This is a genomic window from Mesorhizobium sp. M0051 (assembly GCF_040323235.1).
In the GTDB taxonomy this organism is placed as follows: domain Bacteria; phylum Pseudomonadota; class Alphaproteobacteria; order Rhizobiales; family Rhizobiaceae; genus Mesorhizobium.
In genome coordinates, this window is sequence record NZ_JAMYUT010000001.1 from 245,352 (window position 1) to 264,751 (window position 19,400).

Annotated in this window: 23 protein-coding genes and 1 pseudogene; 15 read left to right on the forward strand and 9 right to left on the reverse strand. The window is 62.8% G+C overall.

Annotated features, from left to right (window positions below):
- Positions 1 to 60: 60 nt before the first annotated feature.
- Together upp and NKJ90_RS01155 are read right to left on the reverse strand one after the other, a co-directional pair.
- Positions 61 to 690 carry a uracil phosphoribosyltransferase gene (upp, locus tag NKJ90_RS01150; RefSeq protein ID WP_023759649.1) on the reverse strand — a complete coding sequence of 210 codons (630 nt, stop codon included), beginning with the start codon at positions 688 to 690 and terminating at the stop codon, positions 61 to 63.
- A gap of 146 nt (positions 691 to 836) precedes the next feature.
- Positions 837 to 1,811, reverse strand: coding sequence for an adenosine deaminase (locus tag NKJ90_RS01155; RefSeq protein ID WP_023759648.1), 975 nt, complete (start codon positions 1,809 to 1,811; stop codon positions 837 to 839).
- A 133-nt stretch (positions 1,812 to 1,944) separates the two neighbouring features.
- Between NKJ90_RS01155 and ubiE the strand changes: the two genes are divergently transcribed.
- From ubiE to coaBC, 3 genes are all read left to right on the forward strand, one after another.
- Entirely contained in the window at positions 1,945 to 2,721 is a 777-nt protein-coding gene (gene ubiE / locus NKJ90_RS01160) for a bifunctional demethylmenaquinone methyltransferase/2-methoxy-6-polyprenyl-1,4-benzoquinol methylase UbiE (protein WP_023759647.1), read from the forward strand.
- A 70-nt stretch (positions 2,722 to 2,791) separates the two neighbouring features.
- Positions 2,792 to 4,366 (forward strand): 2-polyprenylphenol 6-hydroxylase, encoded by a 1,575-nt coding sequence (gene ubiB, locus NKJ90_RS01165; protein ID WP_023759646.1) that lies wholly within the window; start codon positions 2,792 to 2,794, stop codon positions 4,364 to 4,366.
- Between the two features lie 93 nt (positions 4,367 to 4,459).
- Complete coding sequence (gene coaBC / locus NKJ90_RS01170) at positions 4,460 to 5,929, forward strand: bifunctional phosphopantothenoylcysteine decarboxylase/phosphopantothenate--cysteine ligase CoaBC (RefSeq protein ID WP_023759645.1); 1,470 nt, start codon at positions 4,460 to 4,462, stop codon at positions 5,927 to 5,929.
- A 98-nt stretch (positions 5,930 to 6,027) separates the two neighbouring features.
- Here the strand turns inward: coaBC and NKJ90_RS01175 are convergent, their stop codons facing one another.
- Together NKJ90_RS01175 and NKJ90_RS01180 are read right to left on the reverse strand one after the other, a co-directional pair.
- Positions 6,028 to 6,603, reverse strand: coding sequence for an invasion associated locus B family protein (locus tag NKJ90_RS01175; RefSeq protein ID WP_023759644.1), 576 nt, complete (start codon positions 6,601 to 6,603; stop codon positions 6,028 to 6,030).
- A complete protein-coding gene (locus NKJ90_RS01180) occupies positions 6,603 to 6,815 on the reverse strand; it encodes a hypothetical protein (RefSeq protein WP_156938556.1) in 213 nt (70 codons plus the stop codon). The genes NKJ90_RS01175 and NKJ90_RS01180 overlap by 1 nt, the downstream gene beginning before the upstream one ends.
- A 155-nt stretch (positions 6,816 to 6,970) precedes the next feature.
- On the opposite strand from NKJ90_RS01180, the gene NKJ90_RS01185 reads away from it, so the two are divergent.
- Complete coding sequence (locus tag NKJ90_RS01185; protein WP_245266640.1) at positions 6,971 to 7,240, forward strand: hypothetical protein; 270 nt, start codon at positions 6,971 to 6,973, stop codon at positions 7,238 to 7,240.
- Between the two features lie 126 nt (positions 7,241 to 7,366).
- The gene (locus tag NKJ90_RS01190; RefSeq protein ID WP_023759641.1) at positions 7,367 to 7,843 is read left to right on the forward strand and encodes an NUDIX hydrolase; all 477 of its coding nucleotides are present in this window, start codon (positions 7,367 to 7,369) and stop codon (positions 7,841 to 7,843) included.
- A 150-nt stretch (positions 7,844 to 7,993) separates the two neighbouring features.
- Here the strand turns inward: NKJ90_RS01190 and NKJ90_RS01195 are convergent, their stop codons facing one another.
- Positions 7,994 to 9,094, reverse strand: a complete 1,101-nt coding sequence (locus NKJ90_RS01195) for an OmpA family protein (RefSeq protein WP_023759640.1) — start codon at positions 9,092 to 9,094, stop codon at positions 7,994 to 7,996.
- Positions 9,095 to 9,287: 193 nt separating this feature from the next.
- Positions 9,288 to 9,821, reverse strand: a complete 534-nt coding sequence (locus NKJ90_RS01200; protein WP_023759639.1) for a GNAT family N-acetyltransferase — start codon at positions 9,819 to 9,821, stop codon at positions 9,288 to 9,290.
- 198 nt (positions 9,822 to 10,019) lie between these two features.
- On the opposite strand from NKJ90_RS01200, the gene NKJ90_RS01205 reads away from it, so the two are divergent.
- Positions 10,020 to 10,475 (forward strand): DUF2214 family protein, encoded by a 456-nt coding sequence (locus NKJ90_RS01205; RefSeq protein WP_023759638.1) that lies wholly within the window; start codon positions 10,020 to 10,022, stop codon positions 10,473 to 10,475.
- Between the two features lie 22 nt (positions 10,476 to 10,497).
- Here the strand turns inward: NKJ90_RS01205 and nth are convergent, their stop codons facing one another.
- Complete coding sequence (nth, locus tag NKJ90_RS01210) at positions 10,498 to 11,292, reverse strand: endonuclease III (RefSeq protein ID WP_023759637.1); 795 nt, start codon at positions 11,290 to 11,292, stop codon at positions 10,498 to 10,500.
- A 22-nt stretch (positions 11,293 to 11,314) separates the two neighbouring features.
- Here nth and NKJ90_RS01215 point away from each other — a divergent pair, with 22 nt between their 5' ends.
- Positions 11,315 to 11,809, forward strand: coding sequence for a DUF2244 domain-containing protein (locus NKJ90_RS01215; protein ID WP_023759636.1), 495 nt, complete (start codon positions 11,315 to 11,317; stop codon positions 11,807 to 11,809).
- A 35-nt stretch (positions 11,810 to 11,844) separates the two neighbouring features.
- On the opposite strand, the pseudogene NKJ90_RS01220 reads toward NKJ90_RS01215, so the two are convergent.
- Positions 11,845 to 11,949, reverse strand: a pseudogene (locus tag NKJ90_RS01220) (class I SAM-dependent methyltransferase); the annotation flags it as partial.
- A gap of 113 nt (positions 11,950 to 12,062) precedes the next feature.
- On the opposite strand from NKJ90_RS01220, the gene NKJ90_RS01225 reads away from it, so the two are divergent.
- The 8 genes from NKJ90_RS01225 to NKJ90_RS01260 all read left to right on the forward strand — a co-directional run bounded on the left by NKJ90_RS01225 (position 12,063) and on the right by NKJ90_RS01260 (position 18,270).
- A complete protein-coding gene (locus NKJ90_RS01225; protein WP_023759634.1) occupies positions 12,063 to 12,938 on the forward strand; it encodes a methylated-DNA--[protein]-cysteine S-methyltransferase in 876 nt (291 codons plus the stop codon).
- A 222-nt stretch (positions 12,939 to 13,160) separates the two neighbouring features.
- Complete coding sequence (locus NKJ90_RS01230) at positions 13,161 to 13,631, forward strand: hypothetical protein (RefSeq protein ID WP_023759633.1); 471 nt, start codon at positions 13,161 to 13,163, stop codon at positions 13,629 to 13,631.
- Positions 13,632 to 13,653: 22 nt separating this feature from the next.
- The gene (locus tag NKJ90_RS01235; protein ID WP_023759632.1) at positions 13,654 to 14,046 is read left to right on the forward strand and encodes a hypothetical protein; all 393 of its coding nucleotides are present in this window, start codon (positions 13,654 to 13,656) and stop codon (positions 14,044 to 14,046) included.
- On the forward strand, positions 14,013 to 14,525 hold the full coding sequence (locus NKJ90_RS01240; RefSeq protein WP_023759631.1) for a hypothetical protein: 513 nt from the start codon (positions 14,013 to 14,015) through the stop codon (positions 14,523 to 14,525). The genes NKJ90_RS01235 and NKJ90_RS01240 overlap by 34 nt, the downstream gene beginning before the upstream one ends.
- Positions 14,500 to 14,982, forward strand: a complete 483-nt coding sequence (locus tag NKJ90_RS01245) for a hypothetical protein (RefSeq protein WP_023759630.1) — start codon at positions 14,500 to 14,502, stop codon at positions 14,980 to 14,982. The genes NKJ90_RS01240 and NKJ90_RS01245 overlap by 26 nt, the downstream gene beginning before the upstream one ends.
- Positions 14,983 to 15,137: 155 nt before the next feature.
- Positions 15,138 to 16,043: a ribokinase gene (locus tag NKJ90_RS01250; RefSeq protein WP_352485552.1), complete on the forward strand. Its 906-nt coding sequence runs from the start codon at positions 15,138 to 15,140 to the stop codon at positions 16,041 to 16,043.
- A 1-nt stretch (position 16,044) separates the two neighbouring features.
- Positions 16,045 to 17,496, forward strand: coding sequence for an amidase (locus NKJ90_RS01255; protein WP_023760736.1), 1,452 nt, complete (start codon positions 16,045 to 16,047; stop codon positions 17,494 to 17,496).
- 159 nt (positions 17,497 to 17,655) lie between these two features.
- Positions 17,656 to 18,270 carry a LysE family translocator gene (locus tag NKJ90_RS01260; RefSeq protein ID WP_023760737.1) on the forward strand — a complete coding sequence of 205 codons (615 nt, stop codon included), beginning with the start codon at positions 17,656 to 17,658 and terminating at the stop codon, positions 18,268 to 18,270.
- Positions 18,271 to 18,325: 55 nt separating this feature from the next.
- On the opposite strand, the gene NKJ90_RS01265 is transcribed toward NKJ90_RS01260, so the two are convergent.
- On the reverse strand, positions 18,326 to 19,267 hold the full coding sequence (locus tag NKJ90_RS01265) for a nucleoside hydrolase (RefSeq protein WP_023760738.1): 942 nt from the start codon (positions 19,265 to 19,267) through the stop codon (positions 18,326 to 18,328).
- Between the last annotated feature and the right edge of the window lie 133 nt (positions 19,268 to 19,400).

The following is a 19,400-nucleotide window of genomic DNA, read 5'->3' on the forward strand; positions in this document are numbered from 1 at the left end:
GCCAAAACCCCGCCTTTGCGTAAATATCTGGTAAATCGTACCAGGCAACTTTGGCTGGTACTATTTGGTCCCGTACATGCGATCACCGGCATCGCCGAGGCCGGGCATGATGTAGCCCTTCTCGTTGAGCTGGCGGTCGATGGAAGCCGTGAATACGGGAACGTCCGGATGCGCCTTGGTGAAGCGCTCGATGCCTTCGGGCGCCGCCAGTAGGCAAAGGAAGCGGATATTGGTGGCGCCGCGCTCCTTCAGCTTGTCGATCGCCGCGATCGCCGAATTGGCGGTTGCCAGCATCGGATCGACGACGATCACCAAACGGTCGGCGAGGTCGCTCGGCGCCTTGAAGAAATATTCCACCGCTTCCAGCGTTTCGTGATCGCGATAGAGACCGACATGGGCGACGCGGGCCGCCGGCACCAGGTCGAGCAGGCCTTCCAGCAAGCCGTTGCCGGCGCGCAGCACCGAGGCGAAGACCAGCTTCTTGCCCTCCAGCGTCGGCGCCTCCATCGTTTCCATCGGCGTTTCGATCGTCGTCGTCGTCAGTTCGAGGTTGCGGGTGACCTCGTAGCCAAGCAGCAGCGAGATTTCGCGCAGCAGCCGGCGGAAGCCGGCCGTCGAGGTCTCCTTCTTGCGCATGATTGTCAGCTTGTGCTGGACAAGCGGATGATCGATGACGGTGACGCCCTGCATGGTGTTCTCCTGATGCTGCGCCCGAAAGTGCGCGCATGGTCCTTATGAGACGCGCCGCGCTTCAAGCTGCTTGAGCGAACCCTAGCGACAATGCGGCGGCCAAGGAACCGCCTGGCCCAACCCGACCACAGTTTTGTCGGCAGAAATCAGCGTGCCGCGCTGTTTAACCGGGCAAGAAGTGCTGACTTGGTTTTTTTGTCGACGAAAGCAGCTTCGATGGCGGTCCGGGTAACGGCGACCAGCGCCTTTTCGTTCATCGCGAAATGCTCGGCCGCGATGTCGTATTCGCGCTTCAGCGAGGTCCAGAAATAGGGCGGATCGTCGGAATTGAGTGTCACCTTGCAGCCGGCCGCCTGCAGCGCCGGAAACGGATGGTCGGCAAAACTGTCGAACACCTTGAGCGCGACGTTGGAGCCGGGGCAGCATTCGAGCACGACGCCCTCGTCGGCAATGCGCCGGACAAGATCCGGATTCTCGATGGCACGCACGCCATGGCCGATGCGAGAGGGACGGATGTGATCGAGCGCCGCCTGGACGGTCTCCCAGCCCGTCAGTTCGCCGGCATGGATAGTGATGCCGAGCCCAGCCTCGCGCGCGATCTCGAAAGCCCTGACATAGTCATCCATCTCGCCGATGCGCTCATCTCCGGCAACGCCGAAACCGGTGACCAGCGGGTGCTCGCAGCGCGCCGCGAAACGCGCCGCCTGCTCGATCGACTCGACGCCGACATGGCGCACGCCGGTGACGATCATGCGGCCCTCGATGCCGGTCTTTGCCTTGGCACGCGCCATGCCTTCGCCAAGCGCGTCGGTATAGGCCTTGGGCGAAAGCCCGGCCTTCCTTGCATGGTCCGGCGAGGTGAATATCTCGGAATAGATAGCCCCGTCGCGGGCAAGGCTGGTCAGATAATGATCGGCCAGCCGCGCATAGTCCTCCTCGGTCCGGAACAGATCGGACGAAAAGTCGTAAGCGGCGAGGAAGGACGTGAAATCGTGCCAGACGAACGAACCGTTCTGGATATAGGGCGAGGTGTCCTTGCCGTATTTCTGCGCCTGGCGGATGACGAGCTCTGGCGACGCTGCCCCTTCGATGTGGCAGTGCAGTTCCGCTTTCAAAGGCATTCAATCATCCCGTCGGTCAGTCCAGGTCTCGAAAACCGCCACCTGGAAGCGCGGCTGAACACCGCGCCTTAAACAATAGCGCCCACACTATCGATCGGCTATGGTCCCGCCGGTTTTATGACGGATCAAAAAAATGTCAGTTGAGAGAACCACGGCCGCGGGCGGCATGGAAACCTCCTATGGTTTCAAGCGTGTAGGGGCTGGCGACAAGCAGTCTCTGGTCAACGATGTTTTCCACAAGGTCGCCAACCGCTACGACCTGATGAACGATCTGATGTCGGCCGGCCTGCACCGGCTGTGGAAGGATGCCATGGTGACATGGCTCAATCCTCCAAAAAGGATCGGCTGGCGCGTGCTCGACGTTGCCGGCGGCACCGGCGACATCGCCTTTCGCATCGTCGATGCCAGCCACGGCACTGCCCATGCCACGGTGCTCGACATCAATGGCTCGATGCTGGCCGTCGGCCGCGATCGCGCCGAAAAGAAAGGCCTGTCCGGCAACACCGATTTCGTCGAGGCCAATGCCGAGGAACTGCCCTTCGCTGACGCCTCATTCGATGCTTACACCATCGCTTTCGGCATTCGCAACGTGCCGCGCATCGATGTCGCGCTCAGCGAAGCGTTTCGCGTGTTGAAGCCGGGCGGGCGATTCCTGTGCCTTGAATTTTCCGAAGTCGAGATGCCGCTGCTCGACAAGGTCTACGAAGCTTGGTCATTCAACGCCATTCCGAAGATCGGCAGGATGGTGACCGGCGACGGCGAGCCCTATTCCTATCTGGTCGAATCGATCGCCAGATTTCCCAACCAGCAGAATTTCGCGACGATGATTTCCCGCGCCGGCTTCGATCGCGTTTCCTTCCGCAACTATTCCGGCGGTATTGCCGCGCTTCATTCGGGCTGGAAGCTTTGAGGCCGGGGCGCATTTTTCACATTCGACATGCGCTATGCCGGTTCGAAGAGCCGGCAGAACGAGCGCGGCCATGAGCACCGCCAGCGCTGGATTTCGGCTTATGCGCGCCGGCTGGGTGCTTATGCGCGAGGGCGTCGTTGCCGCCTTGCCAGGCGAGGAACTGTCCGGCCTGCCGAAATTCGGCTGGCGACTGGCGCGGCTGTTCACCCGCCGCCGCGCGCTTGCCTATGAGCGCAGCGACCGGCTGGCCAAGGCGGTTGTCCGGCTCGGACCGTCCTATGTCAAGCTCGGCCAGTTCCTGGCGACACGGCCCGACGTTGTCGGCAACGACATGGCTCTCGATCTCGCCATGTTGCAGGACAAGATGCACACCTTCCCGAAGGTCGAGGCTATCGCGGCTATCGAGGCTTCGCTCGGGCGCAAGATCGGCGATCTCTATTCGCAGTTTGGTGATCCGGTCGCTGCCGCCTCCATCGCCCAGGTCCATGCCGCCGACGCGGTCCATGACGGCGTTGCCACCAAGGTGGCGGTCAAGGTGATTCGGCCGGGCGTGCGCCGCCGCTTCTTCCAGGATCTCGAAAGCTATTTCCTCGCCGCCCGCCTGCAGGAAAAATACATCGCGTCGTCCCGTCGTCTGCGGCCGGTCGAGGTCACCGAGACGCTGGCGCAGACCACCAAGATCGAGATGGATCTTCGCCTCGAGGCGGCCGCGCTTTCCGAGCTCGGCGAAAGCACCAGGAACGACCCCGGCTTTCGTGTGCCATCTGTCGACTGGGAGCGCACCGGCCGCGATGTGCTGACGATGGAATGGGTCGACGGCGTCAAGATGAACGACATTGCTGGCCTCGAAGCCGCCGGCCATGACCTGAAGGCGATCGCCGCCAACCTTATCCAGTCGTTCCTGCGCCACACGTTGCGTGACGGCTTCTTCCATGCCGACATGCATCCGGGCAACCTCTTCGTCGAGGCAAACGGCACCATCGTCGCCGTCGATCTCGGCATTGCCGGACGCCTCGGCAAGAAGGAGCGCCGGTTCCTCGCCGAAATCCTCTACGGCTTCATCGTGCGCGACTATCTGCGCGTCGCCGAGGTGCATTTCGAGGCCGGCTACGTGCCGCGCCAGCACAATGTCGCGGCCTTCGCGCAAGCGATCCGGGCGATCGGTGAGCCGATCCATGGCCAGCCGGCCGAGACCATTTCGATGGCCAAGCTTTTGACGCTGCTATTCGAGGTGACCGAACTCTTCGACATGGCGACGCGGCCGGAACTGATCCTGCTGCAGAAGACCATGGTGGTGGTCGAAGGTGTCGCGCGCACGCTCGACCCGGCCTTCAACATGTGGAAGACGGCCGAACCGGTGGTAAGCGGCTGGATCGCCGGTAACCTCGGGCCGCGCGGCATGATGCTCGATGCGCGCGACGGCGCCAAGGCGCTGCTGACGCTCGCCCGCCAGGCGCCCGAGCTTGCGGCGCGCACCGATCGCCTGTCGCGCGAGATCGATCTGATGGCCGAGCACGGCCTGCGCTTCGACGAGACCACCGCGCGCGCCATCGGCAAGGCCGAGGCGCATTACAGCCGCTCCGGCCGTCTGGCGCTGTGGGTGATCGCGCTGGCGCTGGTCTATATCGCTTGGAAGATCGTCTAGTACTTAGTCGCTTCGGACTCCGAGGCTGCAATTTGCGCCAATTTGATTGCATTGCTATCATTGCATTCGCCCATCTCAGCCGAGTGCAATCACATGGCCAGCATCACGATCCGCAACCTAGACGATGAGGTCAAGGAGCTGCTGCGCCGGTTGGCGGCGGAGAACGATCGCTCCATGGAAGAACAGGCACGGGTGATGATCCGTGCCGCCGTTGACGGGCAGATCGGCCCGGTGGGTCGCATCGACCAGATCGAGAAGACGCTGCGCGAACTGACCAGCGCGCACGGCGCGGCGGTCCCCGCTAACGCACCGGCAGGCAAGAGGCTGCAGCACGGTCTCTCCGGCAAGCGCATCCTGCTCATCATCGGCGGCGGCATCGCCGCCTATAAGGCGCTCGATCTGATACGTCGGCTGCGCGAGCGTGGGGCTGCGGTTCGGGTGGTTATGACATCCGCTGCACAGGAATTCGTTACCACGCTGTCGGTCGGCGCGCTCTCCGCCGATCATGTCTTCGCCGACCTGTTCGACCGCCAGGACGAGCACGATGTCGGTCATATCAGGCTGTCGCGCGAGGCCGATCTGCTGGTGGTGGCTCCCGCCACCGCCGACCTTATGGCCAAGCTTGCCAATGGCCACGCCAACGATCTTGCCTCCACCGTGCTCATCGCCACCGACAAGCCTGTGTTGATGGCGCCTGCCATGAACCCCAGGATGTGGGCGCATCCGGCCACCCGCCGCAACCGAGCGACGCTGCAGAAGGACGGCATTGCCTTCGTCGGCCCGGCCAAGGGCGAGATGGCCGAAAGCAACGAGGCGGGCGAAGGCCGCATGGCCGAGCCGCTGGAGATCGTCGCCGCCATCGAGGCGCTGCTCGATGTCGGCCCCAAGCCGCTGTCGGGGCGCAAGATCATCGTCACCTCCGGCCCGACGCATGAGCCTATCGACCCGGTGCGCTATATCGCCAACCGTTCCTCCGGCAAGCAGGGCCATGCCATCGCCGCGGCACTGGCGAGACTCGGCGCCGATGTCCGTCTCGTCTCCGGCCCGGTCGGCATTGCCGATCCCGCCGGTGTCAAGACCATCCATGTCGAACGAGCGCAAGAGATGCGCGATGCGGTCGAACAACTCCTGCCCGCCGACGCGGCGGTGTTCGTCGCCGCGGTTGCCGACTGGCGCAGCGAAAATTCGGCCGGTGAGAAGATCAAGAAGGTTGCGGGCGAAGGGCCGCCGGTGCTGCGCATGATCGAGAACCCCGACATTCTCGCCGGGATTGGGCATCACAGCCAGCGACCCGGCCTTGTGATCGGCTTCGCCGCCGAGACACAGGATCTCTTGCGCAACGCCGAGGCCAAGCTGCGGAAGAAAGGTGCCGATTTCATCGTTGCCAACGACGTGTCGCAGTCCAGCGGCGTTGGCCCTTCAGGCGTGATGGGCGGCGATCGCAATCGGGTGCGGATCGTATCGAAGTCCGGCGTCGAGGAATGGCCCGAGATGAGCAAGGACGAAGTGGCGGCGCGGCTCGCCGCCCTGATCGCCGAAAGGCTGAAAACGATCGTCGTTTGAGCCGACGCGAAGACGTCCGGCCACTGCGTTCTGCTGCGGCGACGCACCGCCTTCAAGCGCCGCGCTTCAGGTCCTGCGGCTCCACATGACCTTTGCGGTCAATTGGTCAAAAGCTCCGCGGTTCGGGCAAGCGCGCCGGCGAAGCCGTTGAGCGGAATGGAAAAGCTCACCGCCTGTCCGGTGTCGGCCGCGAAGGCATCGATCTTCAGTGTGGTGCCTGACTTCAGCAGCGGCGTGACCGTCGCATCGAGCGCCACCGGCACCAGACATCCGACGACCTGGCAGGTGTTGAATGCCAGGGTGCCGTCCAGCTTCTGGTCGTCGATGGACAGACTGACCCCCTTGGCCAACGCCAGCCCGAACGGCAGTGCAAGCGTTCCCGTGGCGTCCTCGCCGGTCTTGCTCGACAGCTCGATCGCCAGCAGGCGCTGGTTGGTTTGCTTGTTGAATTGCTGATGCGACAGACTGCAGATCTTGGTCGTGCCTGATATCTGGCAATTGACGGTCCAGTCGCCATGGGTTTCGGACAGGGCGGACGCTCCACCAGGCAACTGCGGCGCATCGGCGGCGGGCGGCGCCGCCACCTTGTCGCCCTTGGTCTGCGCCGCCGCGGCCGGCACGCCGATGGCACAGGCAACACCCAGCATCGCCATGAGATACGCGTACTTCCTCATCAAGTCCTCCCGCCCGGCTCCGCCTCGGGCCAGAAGCTGACCTTGAGAGACGCGCTGATCGCGTTCTGTTTAACCGTTTCGCCGAAGGCGCCATCATACCCGACGGCCACCATTGACGCATCCAGCACAAGGCTGACGCCGACCCGATAGAGCGGCGAATCGACGGCCTCCGTCAAGTGCAATGCGGGGTTGCCGGGCAGATTCTCCGCCACCGAGCGGGGTCACCCAACGGTCGACAAGCCGATGTCGCTTGGAACGGCGCCTGGATATGGCACGGCCGGGCAGATGCCCTATATTAAGGCGAGGATTTTTGCGCGGGAATGAATGGATGTTAGCACTTCGACCATCAATGATTTTCAGGTCGGCAATGCTGGCCACGGCAATGCTGGTGGGCGCTTGCCTGCCCACTTTCGCGCAAGCCATCGATTCCGCCGCCGGCGACAACGCGTTGATTCGGCAGAACGACCTGCAAATTCTGGAAAACAGGATACAGCGCCAACAATTCCAGCAGCAACAGCAGCAGTATCGCGCCCAGGACCGCCAGATCGTTCAGCAACCGCCACCGATGGTGCAACAACTCAATCCAAGCTGCCAGACGCAGATAATCGGCACCACCGCGGTGCGCAATTGCCGCTGACATCCAGTCGTTTTTCGTTTATTTAGCCGACTTATGTATTCGGAGCGCCCTGCGGCACAAGCGAAATGTTTGGTTTGCAACGATGCCTGGTCGCGGCTATGCGGCATTGCATCGACTGGATGACGAATGGCAGCCCCCAAGAAAAAGGCCGTCCGCAAGGCAAAGAAGGGCGACAGGATCCGCCAGGTAGCTGCTATTCCCTTTCGGCTGAACGCGCGCGGCGATATCGAGGTCATGCTGGTCACGTCGCGAACCACCAGGCGCTTCATCGTGCCCAAGGGATGGCCGATGAAAGGCAAGAACGGACGCAAGGCGGCGACCATCGAGGCGCAGGAGGAAGCTGGCGTGCTCGGCAAGACGCTGAAGCAGCCGGCGGGCATCTATTCCTACTGGAAGCGGCTGGCCAACCGCTTTGTCCGCGTCGACGTCATCGTCTACCTGCTTGAAGTGACCGAGGAACTGGGCAACTGGCAGGAAGCAAAACGACGCCAGCGGGCCTGGCTGACGCCGGCCGACGCAGCCATGCTCATCGATGAACCCGATCTTTCGACGCTGGTGAAAACCTTGAAGGTCCCCCAGCCCGTGACGGTCGATCAGGCCTAGAGCAAGATCAATCAGGCCGCGAGCAAAGAGCTCCGAGCCTCACTCGTCGGCCGCCACCTGCGCCTTCGGCGAGGACGCCTCCATGCTCGAGCAGGCGAGCCTCGCGGCGGACGCGCTGTCGTAGAATGCGTCCTCGTTGGGAAGGCTCGCTCAGTTCAACTTGACCAGAACCACTCGGCGGTTCTTGGCGCGGCCCGCGTCGTCATCATTGCTGGCGACAGGCGCCATCATGCCGGCGCCGGCCGCGGTCAACCGCCCCCCGTCGATGCCGTATTTCGCCACTAGCGCTGCCTTGACCGCTTGTGCCCGTCGCGACGAGAGGTCGAGATTGTAGTCGAAGGCGCCCTGGTTGTCGGTGTGGCCGACGACGATCACGGCCATCTTCGGGTCGTTGGCCAGCAGCGTCGAAATTTCCTTCAGTGTTGGTTCCGACTCCGGCTTGATGTCGGCCTTGTCGGTGTCGAAGAGGATGCCGTAGAGCGAAATGCTGCCGGTGGCGGAAAGCGAATCCGCCATCTTGGCCGCCTCGACGACCACCATCTTCTTGTCGCGTGCCTTGGGTTCCAGCACCTGGACGATGGCTATGGTGCGGCCGTTGAGTTCCTTGCAGTAGAGATCGCCGGTCATCGAATAGGTCTGCACGGTCACATAGGCGTCGCCGCCTTCCTGCGGCACCTTGGCCGAGAAATAACGCTGGTCATTGATGCCGGAGGTCAGTGCGCAGGCGCCATTCGAGAAGGCTGCGTCCTTCAGATCGCTCTCATGAAAGGAATACATCGTCAGGCTCATGTCGCCACCGCCGCCACTCGACGAACGGTCGGCGGCGCCGCCGCATTCCTCCTTCTTGCATTCGAACAGGATTTCGCCGCCCGCCGCCGCAATCACATCCTGATAGTTGCGCAGCACTTCGAGCGGCGAGCGCTCGGCCGGCAGCACATAGGCAATGCGGGTCAGGGCGCCTTCGACCTCGGCCTTCTTGTCAGGTGCAAAGACACGATTGTTCATCGCATCACGCGCATCCGGGTCGGCGCTCGGCTTGAGTGGCGACAGCGGCACGCTGAAATCGGTGAAGGCTAGTTTCTCGTATGAGACGATGAATGAGCCTTCGTAGCGCTTGGCGAGATGGTTGTCGGCGGCACCCTTGATATCGGCGGTCGGCACCGTCGCGTCGGCAGCGGCCAACCGCAATGTCAGCACGAGAACAAACCCCGCCCAGAAAAACGCCATGGCTATCGTCTTGAATGCACGCATCGATCATCCCCCTTCGCACTATGATCGATGCTAGCAGACCGGGTATGTCCAGTCGATGACGCCGCCGAGAGCATGATGCCGAAAAGTGCGAAGCGGTTTTTCGGGCGACATCATGCTCTATCCCTTTGATTTAGAGGCAGATTCAGATCTCAGGTCGGTCGATTCGACCTGAGATCTGAATCTGTCGCTAAGGTCATCGCGCCAGCAGGATGGTCGGGGCGTTATGGTAGGTGGTCTGCACCACTTCCCGGTAGCCGCACTTCGCCGCAACCCTCAGCGAAGCGGCGTTCTCCGGATCGATGATGCAGACGGTCTTCGCACGCCCGAACGCGTCTTCGCCCCATGCGAGCACGCGGCCTACCACCTCGGTGGCGAAGCCTGCGCCGTGAACAGTCGGAACCAGCGCCCAGCCGGCCTCGGGAATGCCTTCGATCGACGGCTCCATATCGCGCTTCAGATCGTGAAAGCCGGCCTCGCCGATGAAACGGCCCGTCGCCTTCTCCTCGATTGCCCAGAAACCGTAGCCGAGCAGCGACCACAGGCCGGCGTGACGCAGGAAACGCATCCAGCTCTCCTCGCGCGTGCGCGGCTTGCCTCCGATGAAACGGGTGACGACGGGCTCGGTCCACATCGCGGCATAGGTGTCGAAATCGCCCAGCCGGTGCGCTCGCAGGATGGTTCGCTTCGTCTCGATGACCGGAGCGCTGGTCGCTTGTGGATTGTTCATGAGATCTGTCTCGCACGGATAGTCAGCGCTTAGCAAATAGCCGGCGCGGTGCAAGGGCCAGGGGCGATACGGGCCATCATCCACGCGCCGCTGCTGGGATTTTCGCGCGACGGTGTTACTTTGACCGCAGGCTGATTCAGCACCTGCCGACGCCTCCCCTTTTAGGCGCGGCGGTGCCGTCAAACCAAGGGATAGAGCATGGACACCACCGATCTTGTGCTTGCCATTGCCCATCATGTGCTGGTGTTTTCGCTGGCGGGGATCATCGGCGCCGAATTCGTACTGACCCGTGGCGATCTGGCCGCCGCGACGCTCAAGCGGCTCGCAGGCATCGACCGCCACTATGGCATCATCGCCGTGCTTATCATCGTCGTCGGCATCGGCCGTGTGTTCTATGGCCTCAAGGGCTGGGAATTCTACGTTTACAACTGGGTGTTCTGGGCCAAGATGACGGCGTTTGCCGTCGTCGGCCTGTTGTCGATCATCCCGACGATCCGCTTTGTTTCCTGGAACAGACAGGCGAGCGCCAGTCCCTCGTTCCAGGTGCCGGCGGCCGAGCTTGCGTCCGTGAAGAGCTACATCCGCGCCGGGGCCTTCATCTTCCTGCTCATCCCGGTCTTCGCTGCGGCGATGGCGCGCGGCTACGGCTATTAGCTAGAATAGGCCGTTTGGAGAGTTATGCCGTTGAGGCGAGCGGCGCGAGCTCGATCAGCGGTGCCGGCACATCGGTCGTCTTCACCTCTGCCTTGCAGATGTCGGCGATGACGCAGGCCGGGCAATCCGGCTTGCGCGCCTTGCAGACATAGCGGCCATGCAGGATCAGCCAGTGATGCGCGTGCCGCATATATTCGTCCGGGATGATCTTGAGCAGCCCCTGCTCGACCTGTTCCGGCGTATTGCCAGGGGCCAGCCCGAGCCGGTTGCCGAGGCGCAAAATATGGGTGTCGACCGCCATCGTGTGCTGGCCGAAAGCCATGTTGAGCACGACATTGGCGGTCTTGCGCCCGACGCCGGGCAGCTTGACCAATTGATCGCGCTCGTCGGGCACCTCGCCGCCATGGTCGCGGATCAACGCCTGCGACAGCGCAATCACATTCTTGGCTTTGTTGCGCCAGAGCCCGACGGTGCGGATATGCTCGCCGACCTTGGCTTCTCCCAGTGCCAGCATCTTCTGCGGCGTATCGGCGGCCCTGAACAGCGCCCGCGTCGCCTTGTTGACACCGGCGTCGGTTGCTTGCGCCGACAGCACCACCGCGACCAGCAGCGTGAACGCATTGACATGTTCGAGTTCACCCTTCGGCTCCGGCCGCTGGATCGAAAAGCGCCGGAATATCTCGTGCACTTCCGCCGGGCTGTAGCGCGAAGTGCTCCGCACCGGCTTCGGGCGCGGCTTGGCGTTCGACCCCTCGCGCCGGCCGGGCAGCAATTCTTTTTTGGACATGGAAGAATCTTTGGACTTGGGGCTCGCCATTTCCCTCCTATAATATCCCGCCATGAGCGACACAAACGCCTCGTTTCAGGCCGACGAACCATTCTTTCAGGCGCTACTGACCCCGCACCGGTCGCTGGGCCGGACAGGCTTCTTCATCCTGATGGGCGCGCTGCTGTTCGGCTGGCTGGTCACAGGCGCGTTTTTCCTGTCGCGCGGCGCCTGGCCGGTGTTCGGATTCTTCGGCCTCGACGTGGCCGGCGTCTACATCGCCTTTCGCCTCAACTACCGTGCTGCCCGCGCACGCGAGGAAGTGTCGGTTTCGCGCACCAGCCTCGACATCCGCAAGACGGCACCATCCGGTAAATCGGAAGCGCATCGCTTCAATCCGTTCTGGACGCGGTTTTCGATCGCCCGTCATGCCGAGATCGGGATCACAAGGATGACGGTGGAAGGCCAAGGCCAGAACGTGCCGATCGGATCTTTCCTGGACCCTGACTCCCGAGAAAGCTTTGCCACTGCCTTTTCACGCGCGCTGGCCACAGCCAAGGCGCGCTAAAGCAAAGCAACTCCGCGGAAAGCGCTGCGCGCTTGATCCCCGAGCAGCGAATCCGACATCCGGCTCTCCAGCGCCTTGCCGTAGAGCGTAATCAGCAAGGTTTCCTTAGCGCCGGTGAGGGCTACTTTTTCGCCAGCCATGAGCGACTCCTGGCTCAAGATCCGAGTCTATCTGGGTATGCGCGGCCAGAAGGCAAGTTTCGGGTGGCGGTCACCGCCGCAAGGGGCGATATTCCGGCTCAAGGAGATAGTCCATGAGCACACACACAGCGGTCCTCAAAAAGGACATCACGCCTGAAGGTAGCGACTACGAAATCGTGCGCCGCGCCATCGAGAAGATCAGCCTCGACTATCGCGATCAGCCTTCCCTCGAAGAGCTGGCCGAGGAGGTCGGCGAGACGCCCACCGGCCTGCAAAAGCTCTTCACACGCTGGGCCGGCCTGTCGCCCAAGGCCTTCCTGCAGGCGGTGACATTGGATCATGCCCGCAGGCTGCTCGATTCAGGCATGCCGCTGCTTGAAACCTCGTTCGAATTGGGCATGTCGGGCCCTGGCCGGCTGCATGATCTTTTCGTCACCCACGAGGCGATGTCACCGGGCGACTACAAGACGCGCGGCGCCGGTCTCACCATCCGTTACGGCTATCATCCCTCGCCGTTCGGCACCGCCCTGATCATGTCCACCGACCGCGGACTTGCCGGCCTTGCCTTCAGCGATCCCGGCGAGGAGCGTGCTGCCTTCGCCGACATGTCCAGCCGTTGGCCAAACGCCATCTATGTCGAGGACATGGCTGCTACGGGCCCCTATGCCGCGCGCATATTCGACCCGACGCTGTGGCGCCCGGACCAGCCGCTGCATGTCGTCATGATCGGCACCGACTTCCAGGTTCGGGTCTGGGAGGCGCTGCTCAAGATCCCGATGGGCAAGGCCCGCACCTATTCCTCGATTGCTGCCAGCATCGGTGCGCCGTCCGCCAGCCGTGCGGTCGGTGCGGCGAACGGCGCCAACCCGCTCTCTTTCGTGGTTCCCTGCCACCGCGCTATCGGCAAATCCGGCGACCTCACCGGCTATCACTGGGGATTGACGCGCAAGCGCGCTATCCTGGGCTGGGAAGCGGGACAGGTGTCGTGAAATATCGATTTTTCGAGCTTTGCCGGAGAGATGTATAGATACTGATAAATTCCCAAGTATAAGTGCGATATCCGCGTCAATTTTATTTCTTGCAACCGGGAGCAACCTCCGGTTTTCCTGTTTGTTGTTTTTAGCATTTATTTCAGTTAACTCAAAATTAACTACGACAAAGTGATGATGACCCCTATTAATTCGGGCGATCCGAATTGATAGGAGGTCTCGATGACATGGTTTCGCGCCGCCCTCGGCGCAGCAATGCTGTTTGCCTGTCTTGACCAACCCGTATTGGCCACGACGCAAAATGTCATTTTCAACGGCACGATCACGCCAACCTGCACGCTTGTCATTGCCACCAATGGCACGATGACAGTCAGCCCCGACCTGCAGTCACTCAGCTCTCACAACAGCGGCGGTTCTGCCGGAACCGTGACGCTGACGACAACCGGAGGCGTGTCGCTCAGCGTCGATCCGGTCACCACGACGACGGTACCTTCGGCGGACGTAACGTCGACGACCTGGACACCGACCTACTCCGCTGCGGGCACGCATTCTATCGTTGAAACCGGCTCGGCCACCAGCATCGGAACACCCGGCGCCGACCTCGTCTCGGTCAATCTCGCCGGCACCAAGGGTGGCAGCAACCGCTTCGCCTCCGGCAACTATCAGGCAACGGTAACGCTGCGCTGCGAATGACGCCGTAGCGATGGAGGGGTCCTTGAAACATGCTCGAATCCTGACGACGGCACTGGCCATCGGATTGGCACCCATTGCCGCCGAAGCCCAGTCGATGTCGCCGATGCGTGGCGAGGTCAACAGCTTCAGTGACGCCTTCGCTGTCCGCATTTTCCCCGCCAATCCCTATGACCGGAAGATCCGGGTCGAAATCCACGTCTACGATCAGGATTTTCAGCCAGTAGACGCCAGGATCTCTCCGAAAGTCTTCCAATTGGCTTCGCAGGCTTCACGTCCTGTCCTTGTGGTCGTGCCTTTCGACGGTGCCCCCGAGCGTAAAGTGCGTATCTGTACCGAAAGCATCCCCTTCCCCAATCAACAGACGCAGATAAGGGCACAGATATGCGGAAAGTTCTTTGGGCGCCGCAAATCCTGATAGTCGCGCTCGCGGCTGCTTCGGCGGGCATCTCGCCTGCGGTGGCCGAGGATGTCTACAACCTCAACCAGAACGAGAGCGGTTTCAACCTGCCCGGCGTCACCTTGCCCCAGGGCCAGGACGAGGTCCATGCCGCGGACGGCACCACTTGCCGTTCCGCAGTCTCCGGCACCGGCGCCTATGTTGATCTCGGCGTCATCAGAGGTAACAGTCAGTCGGACAACAGCGTTGCCACCTATGGCCGGGTTGTGATCCCGATCGGGCGTACGCCGAAGCGCGTCGACTGCAGCCGGCTCTACGAACTCGAGGTCGACCGCCTGCAACTGGAACTGAAACTGCTGAAGATGGGCCTTGGCGCCGACGGCCAGACGGCGAGCGTGGCCGCCAGCGCTCCCGCGGCCGCATCACCCGGATGGGCAAACGAAGGCTGGAGCATCAGGACCGGAAACGGCGATGGCAAGAAAAAGAAGAAGAAATAACCGTGCGCTGCTTGCGATGGCAGCATTTGCCGGCTTCTGCCTTCCGGTGCAAGCGGCGATCACCGGCACCTGCACCATCATGGTCGGGACGTCGGGAACAATGACCGCAAATCCCGCTATCGGCATACTGGGCTCCAAACAGGCGGGTGGATCCAGCGCCAGCGCCACCATCGTGGCAAACTCACTGCTGTGCTCCTTGCTCAATCTGCTGGACTGCTATTCGGTTTCGGCGCCGGCGCCGGCCGCATTCACGTCCGCACCGAGCGGCGGCGACACCAACGTGACCTTCGCCTCAGTCTTCCGCCTCGATGGCTCGGGGGTCGACATCAACGGAAGTGCGCCGCAACGGGTCGTCAACGGCACTCACACCATGCAGGTCGACCTCACCGCCACCAAGTCGAGCGGTATCTTTCCCGCCGGCAACTATCAGGGAGCGGTCACTGTGCGCTGCGAATAGGCCATGACGCATCAAATCGAGGCGGACCCTTCGCGCGGTCTGGCAAGCTGCGGCCTTACAGGTTAGCTTTCGCGCACGATTGGAAACGACCTTCGCCCGCGCGGACCAACGAGGACGCTCCGACACTTTGAATTTGTACTGCCAGGAGGCCTTGCTTGATTATCGTCATCGGCTCGATAAACCTCGACCTTATCGCCAATGTCGACCGCCTGCCGCGCCCCGGCGAGACGGTGGCCGGCTCGGCCTTCACCACCGCGCCCGGCGGCAAGGGCGCCAACCAGGCGCTGGCCGCCGCGCGCGCCGGCGCCTCGGTGCGCATGGTGGGAGCCGTCGGCAAGGACAGCTTCGCTGCCGACGCGCTGGCGCTGCTGCGCGACGGCAAGGTCGACCTGTCCGGCGTCGCCGAGACCCACGCCTCGACTGGCACGGCGCTGATCATGGTCGGCGACGACGGCGAGAACATCATCGCCGTGATACCGGGCGCCAACGCGTCTGTGGTGCCCGGCGATCTCTCAAAGGCCTTTTTCAAACAGGGCGATGTCGTGCTGCTGCAGCATGAAATTCCGCTGGCGACCGTCGCAGCCGCCCTCGACCAGGCAAGAGCGGCCGGGGCCGTCACCGTGCTCAACACAGCACCCTTCCAGGGCGAAGCAGCCGGCTTTCTCGGCAAGGCGGACTATGCCGTCGCCAACGAGACCGAATTCGATCTCTATGGCGAAGCACTGTCACTGCAAGGCCGCGACCGGGCGGCGCGCATGCGCGACTTTGCCGGGAAAACCGGCCGCACCATCGTCGTCACGCTTGGCGGCGACGGCGTGATGGCGGCGACGCCAAGCGACTTCCTGACCGTTCCGGCACTGAAGATCACGCCTGTCGACACGGTCGGTGCCGGCGACACGTTCTGCGGCTATTTCGCCGCCGGTCTGTCGTCCGGCCTTGCGCTCGAACAGGCGCTGGCGCGCGCCGGCGCGGCCGGCTCGTTGGCCTGCCTCAAGCCGGGCGCCCAGCCGGCGATACCGCTGGCCAAGGATGTCGATCAGGTTTTGCAGGAAACCCGTTGAGATGCTGCGCCCTCGGACAAAGCATGCCGTGACGCCGGCCGGCGACATCTGCCGCCTGTCCGCCATCGAGCTCGCCGACGCGATCCGCCGGAAGACACTTTCCGTGCGCGAGGTGGTCACGGCATTCCTCGACCGCATCGAGACGGTCAATCCGCTCGTCAACGCCATCGTCTCCTTGCGTGATCGCGCCGATATACTGCGCGAAGCCGATGCGGCCGATGCCCGGCGGCAAGCGGGTGTCGAAACCGGGGCGCTGTTCGGCCTGCCTATCGCCATCAAGGACCTCGCCTCGACCGCGGGCCTCAGAACCTCTTTCGGCTCGCCGATCTTCGCTGACTTCGTGCCGCAAGAAGACGATTTCTTCGTCGAACGCATCCGCGACGCCGGCGCCATCATCGTCGGCAAGACCAACGTCCCCGAATTCGGGTTTGGCTCCAACACCTACAACACCGTGTTCGGGCCGACGCTCAACGCCTTCGATCCGGCTCTGACAGCCGGCGGCTCGAGCGGCGGCGCGGCGGTGGCGCTGGCGCTCGACATGGTGCCGGTCGCCGATGGCAGCGATTTTGGCGGCTCGCTGCGCAACCCGGCCGCCTGGAACAATGTCTTTGGCTTCCGCCCGTCACAAGGACTTGTTCCCGGCGGACCGGACTTCGAGGTCTTTCATGCGCAGATGGGCGTCGACGGACAGATGGGCCGCAATGTTCGCGACATGGCGTTGCTGCTCGATGTGCAGGCGGGCTACCATCCGCAGGCGCCTTTGTCCTATGAGAAACCGACGTCATTCCTCGGAGGGCTTGCAGCAAAAGCGACTGGCGGCCGCATCGCCTGGTTTGGCGACCTCGGCGGTCATCTGCCGGTCGAACCCGGCATTCTCAGCCTGTGCGAGGCAGCACTTGGCCGCTTTGCGGATGCGTCCTTCCCCAGCGAACCCCTGCTGCCGGATTTCGATTTCGAAGCGTTGTGGCAGGCCTTCGTGACGCTGCGGCAAGCCAGCAGCGGCTGTGCGCTCAAGACACACTATGACGACCCCGCGAAACGCCGCCTGCTCAAGCCGGAAGCCATCTGGGAAGTGGAGAACGCGATACGGCTGACGGCGCCGCAGATCCGCGCCGCCTCCGTCATCCGCACCTCCTGGCATCGAACGCTGCTGTCGCTCTTCGACCGCTATGATCTCATTGCGCTGCCGACCGCGCAGGTCTTCCCGTTCGATGTAAGCACGCATTGGCCCCGTGAGGTCGCCGGACGCGCGATGGACAGCTACCACCGCTGGATGCAGGTATCGGCGTTCGCCACGCTGGGCGGCTGCCCGGCGGTCAACGTGCCGGTCGGCTTCGACGACAAGGGCCGGCCGATGGGCATGCAGTTGATCGGCCGGCCGCGCGGCGATCTCGCCGTGCTTAAGGCGGCGGCGGCCTACGAGGCAACGATGCCCTGGCAGGCCGGCGCCTGAGCAGCATCGCGGCGTTTCGCGCACCGGCTTGCACCGTCAGCGCTGCCATGCATTGATTATCCTCAGCCGCGCCGCATCGGCGGCATTCCTAGAGCATGATCCCGAAAAGTGGGGACTGGTTTTCGGAAAAGATCATGCTCCAGCAAACAGGGAAAAATCATGTCGCTCGAACTCTACGCCGCCTATGTCGTCGCTTGCATCGTCATCATCCTGGTGCCCGGTCCGACGGTCACGCTGATCATCGCCAACAGCATCCGCCATGGCACCCGCGCCGGTCTCGCCAATGTCGCCGGCACGCAGGCCGGGCTTGCCGTGATGATCGCCATCGTCGGCATCGGCCTTAACACGCTGATTTCGGGCATGGGCCACTGGTTCGAATGGGTGCGGCTGATCGGCGCCGCCTATCTGATCTGGATGGGTGTCCAGATGTTCCGCTCAAAGGGCAAGTTGAACGCTGACGGGACCGCCAGGAAGCCGCGCGGCGGCTTCTTCCTGCAGGGTCTGCTCGTGGCGCTCAGCAACCCCAAGACGCTGATTTTCTTCGGCGCCTTCTTTCCGCAGTTCATTTCGCCACAAGGCAACTACTCGCTGCAGATCGCCGTCATGGGCCTCACCGCCATGATCTTCGCGGCCATGTCGGATTCGACATACGCGCTGGCCGCCGGCCGCGCCGGACGCCTGCTGTCGGCCAGCCGCATCAAGCTCATGTCCAGGATCAGCGGAAGCTTCATGGTCGGTGGCGGCCTGTGGCTGGCGTTCTCACGGTCGAAGTAGGACCGCCTCGCCTTCTCCCCTTATGGGTCCATAAGGGGAGAAGGCAAAGAGGGCCCTAAAGCCGCCCCAATCTCTCCACCAGCAGGGCGAAAAACCCGTCATGGTCGATGTCGCGCATCACCATGGCGTTCTTCGGCCGCTTGGTGACACCCCACCAGTCGATCACGGTCATGCCCATGGTCAGTTCCGAAGCGGTTTCCACGCTGACGTTGCAGTTGCGACCTTTGAAGAGTTCAGGCTTCAGGAGATAGGCTATGACGCAAGGGTCGTGCAGCGGCCCACCGTCGGTGCCGTATTTCTCTTCGTCGAAACGCTCGAAGAATTCCAGCATCTCCGCGGTTGCGGTGCCGACCTTGGTGCCGAGCGCGCGGAAAGTCTGCGTGCGCTTGGCGGTGGTCAGCGCCTTGTGGGTGACGTCGAGTGGCATCATCACGATCGGAATGCCGGATTTGAGCACGACATCGGCGGCATGCGGATCGACATAGATGTTGAATTCGGCGGCCGGCGTGACGTTGCCGCCTTCGAAGAAGCCGCCGCCCATCAGCACGATTTCCTTGATGCGCGGTGCGATGCGCGGTTCGCGGATCAGCGCCAGCGCAATGTTGGTGAGCGGCCCGAGCGGGCAAAGCGTAATCGTGCCGCTTTCTTCCGTCATCAGCGTCTCGACGATGAAATCGACCGCGTACTGGTCTTGCAGCTTCATCGTCGGCTCGGGCAATTGCGGCCCGTTGAGACCTGTCTTGCCATGTACCTCCTCGGCGGTGACCAGTTCACGCATCAAGGGCCGGATGGCGCCGGCATAGACCTTGATGTCCGGGCGGCCAGCCAGCTCGCAGATCTTGCGTGCATTCTTTTCGGTAAGCTTCAGCGGCACGTTGCCGGCAACGGCGGTGATGCCGACGATCTCCAGCTCGGAGCTGCCGAGCGCCAGCAAAATGGCGACTGCATCATCCTGGCCGGGATCCGTGTCGATGATGATCTTGCGTGATTGGGGCATTTCAATTCCTTGTTTGGCGAAGCCATGGACCTGGATGAATCTGACCGAAACATCCAAATGACGCCGAAGCGGCCGCGAGCTGCCATGTCGAACCGCTCGACCTGGGAAGACGATCCCGGCCCGAGCGCTTCTC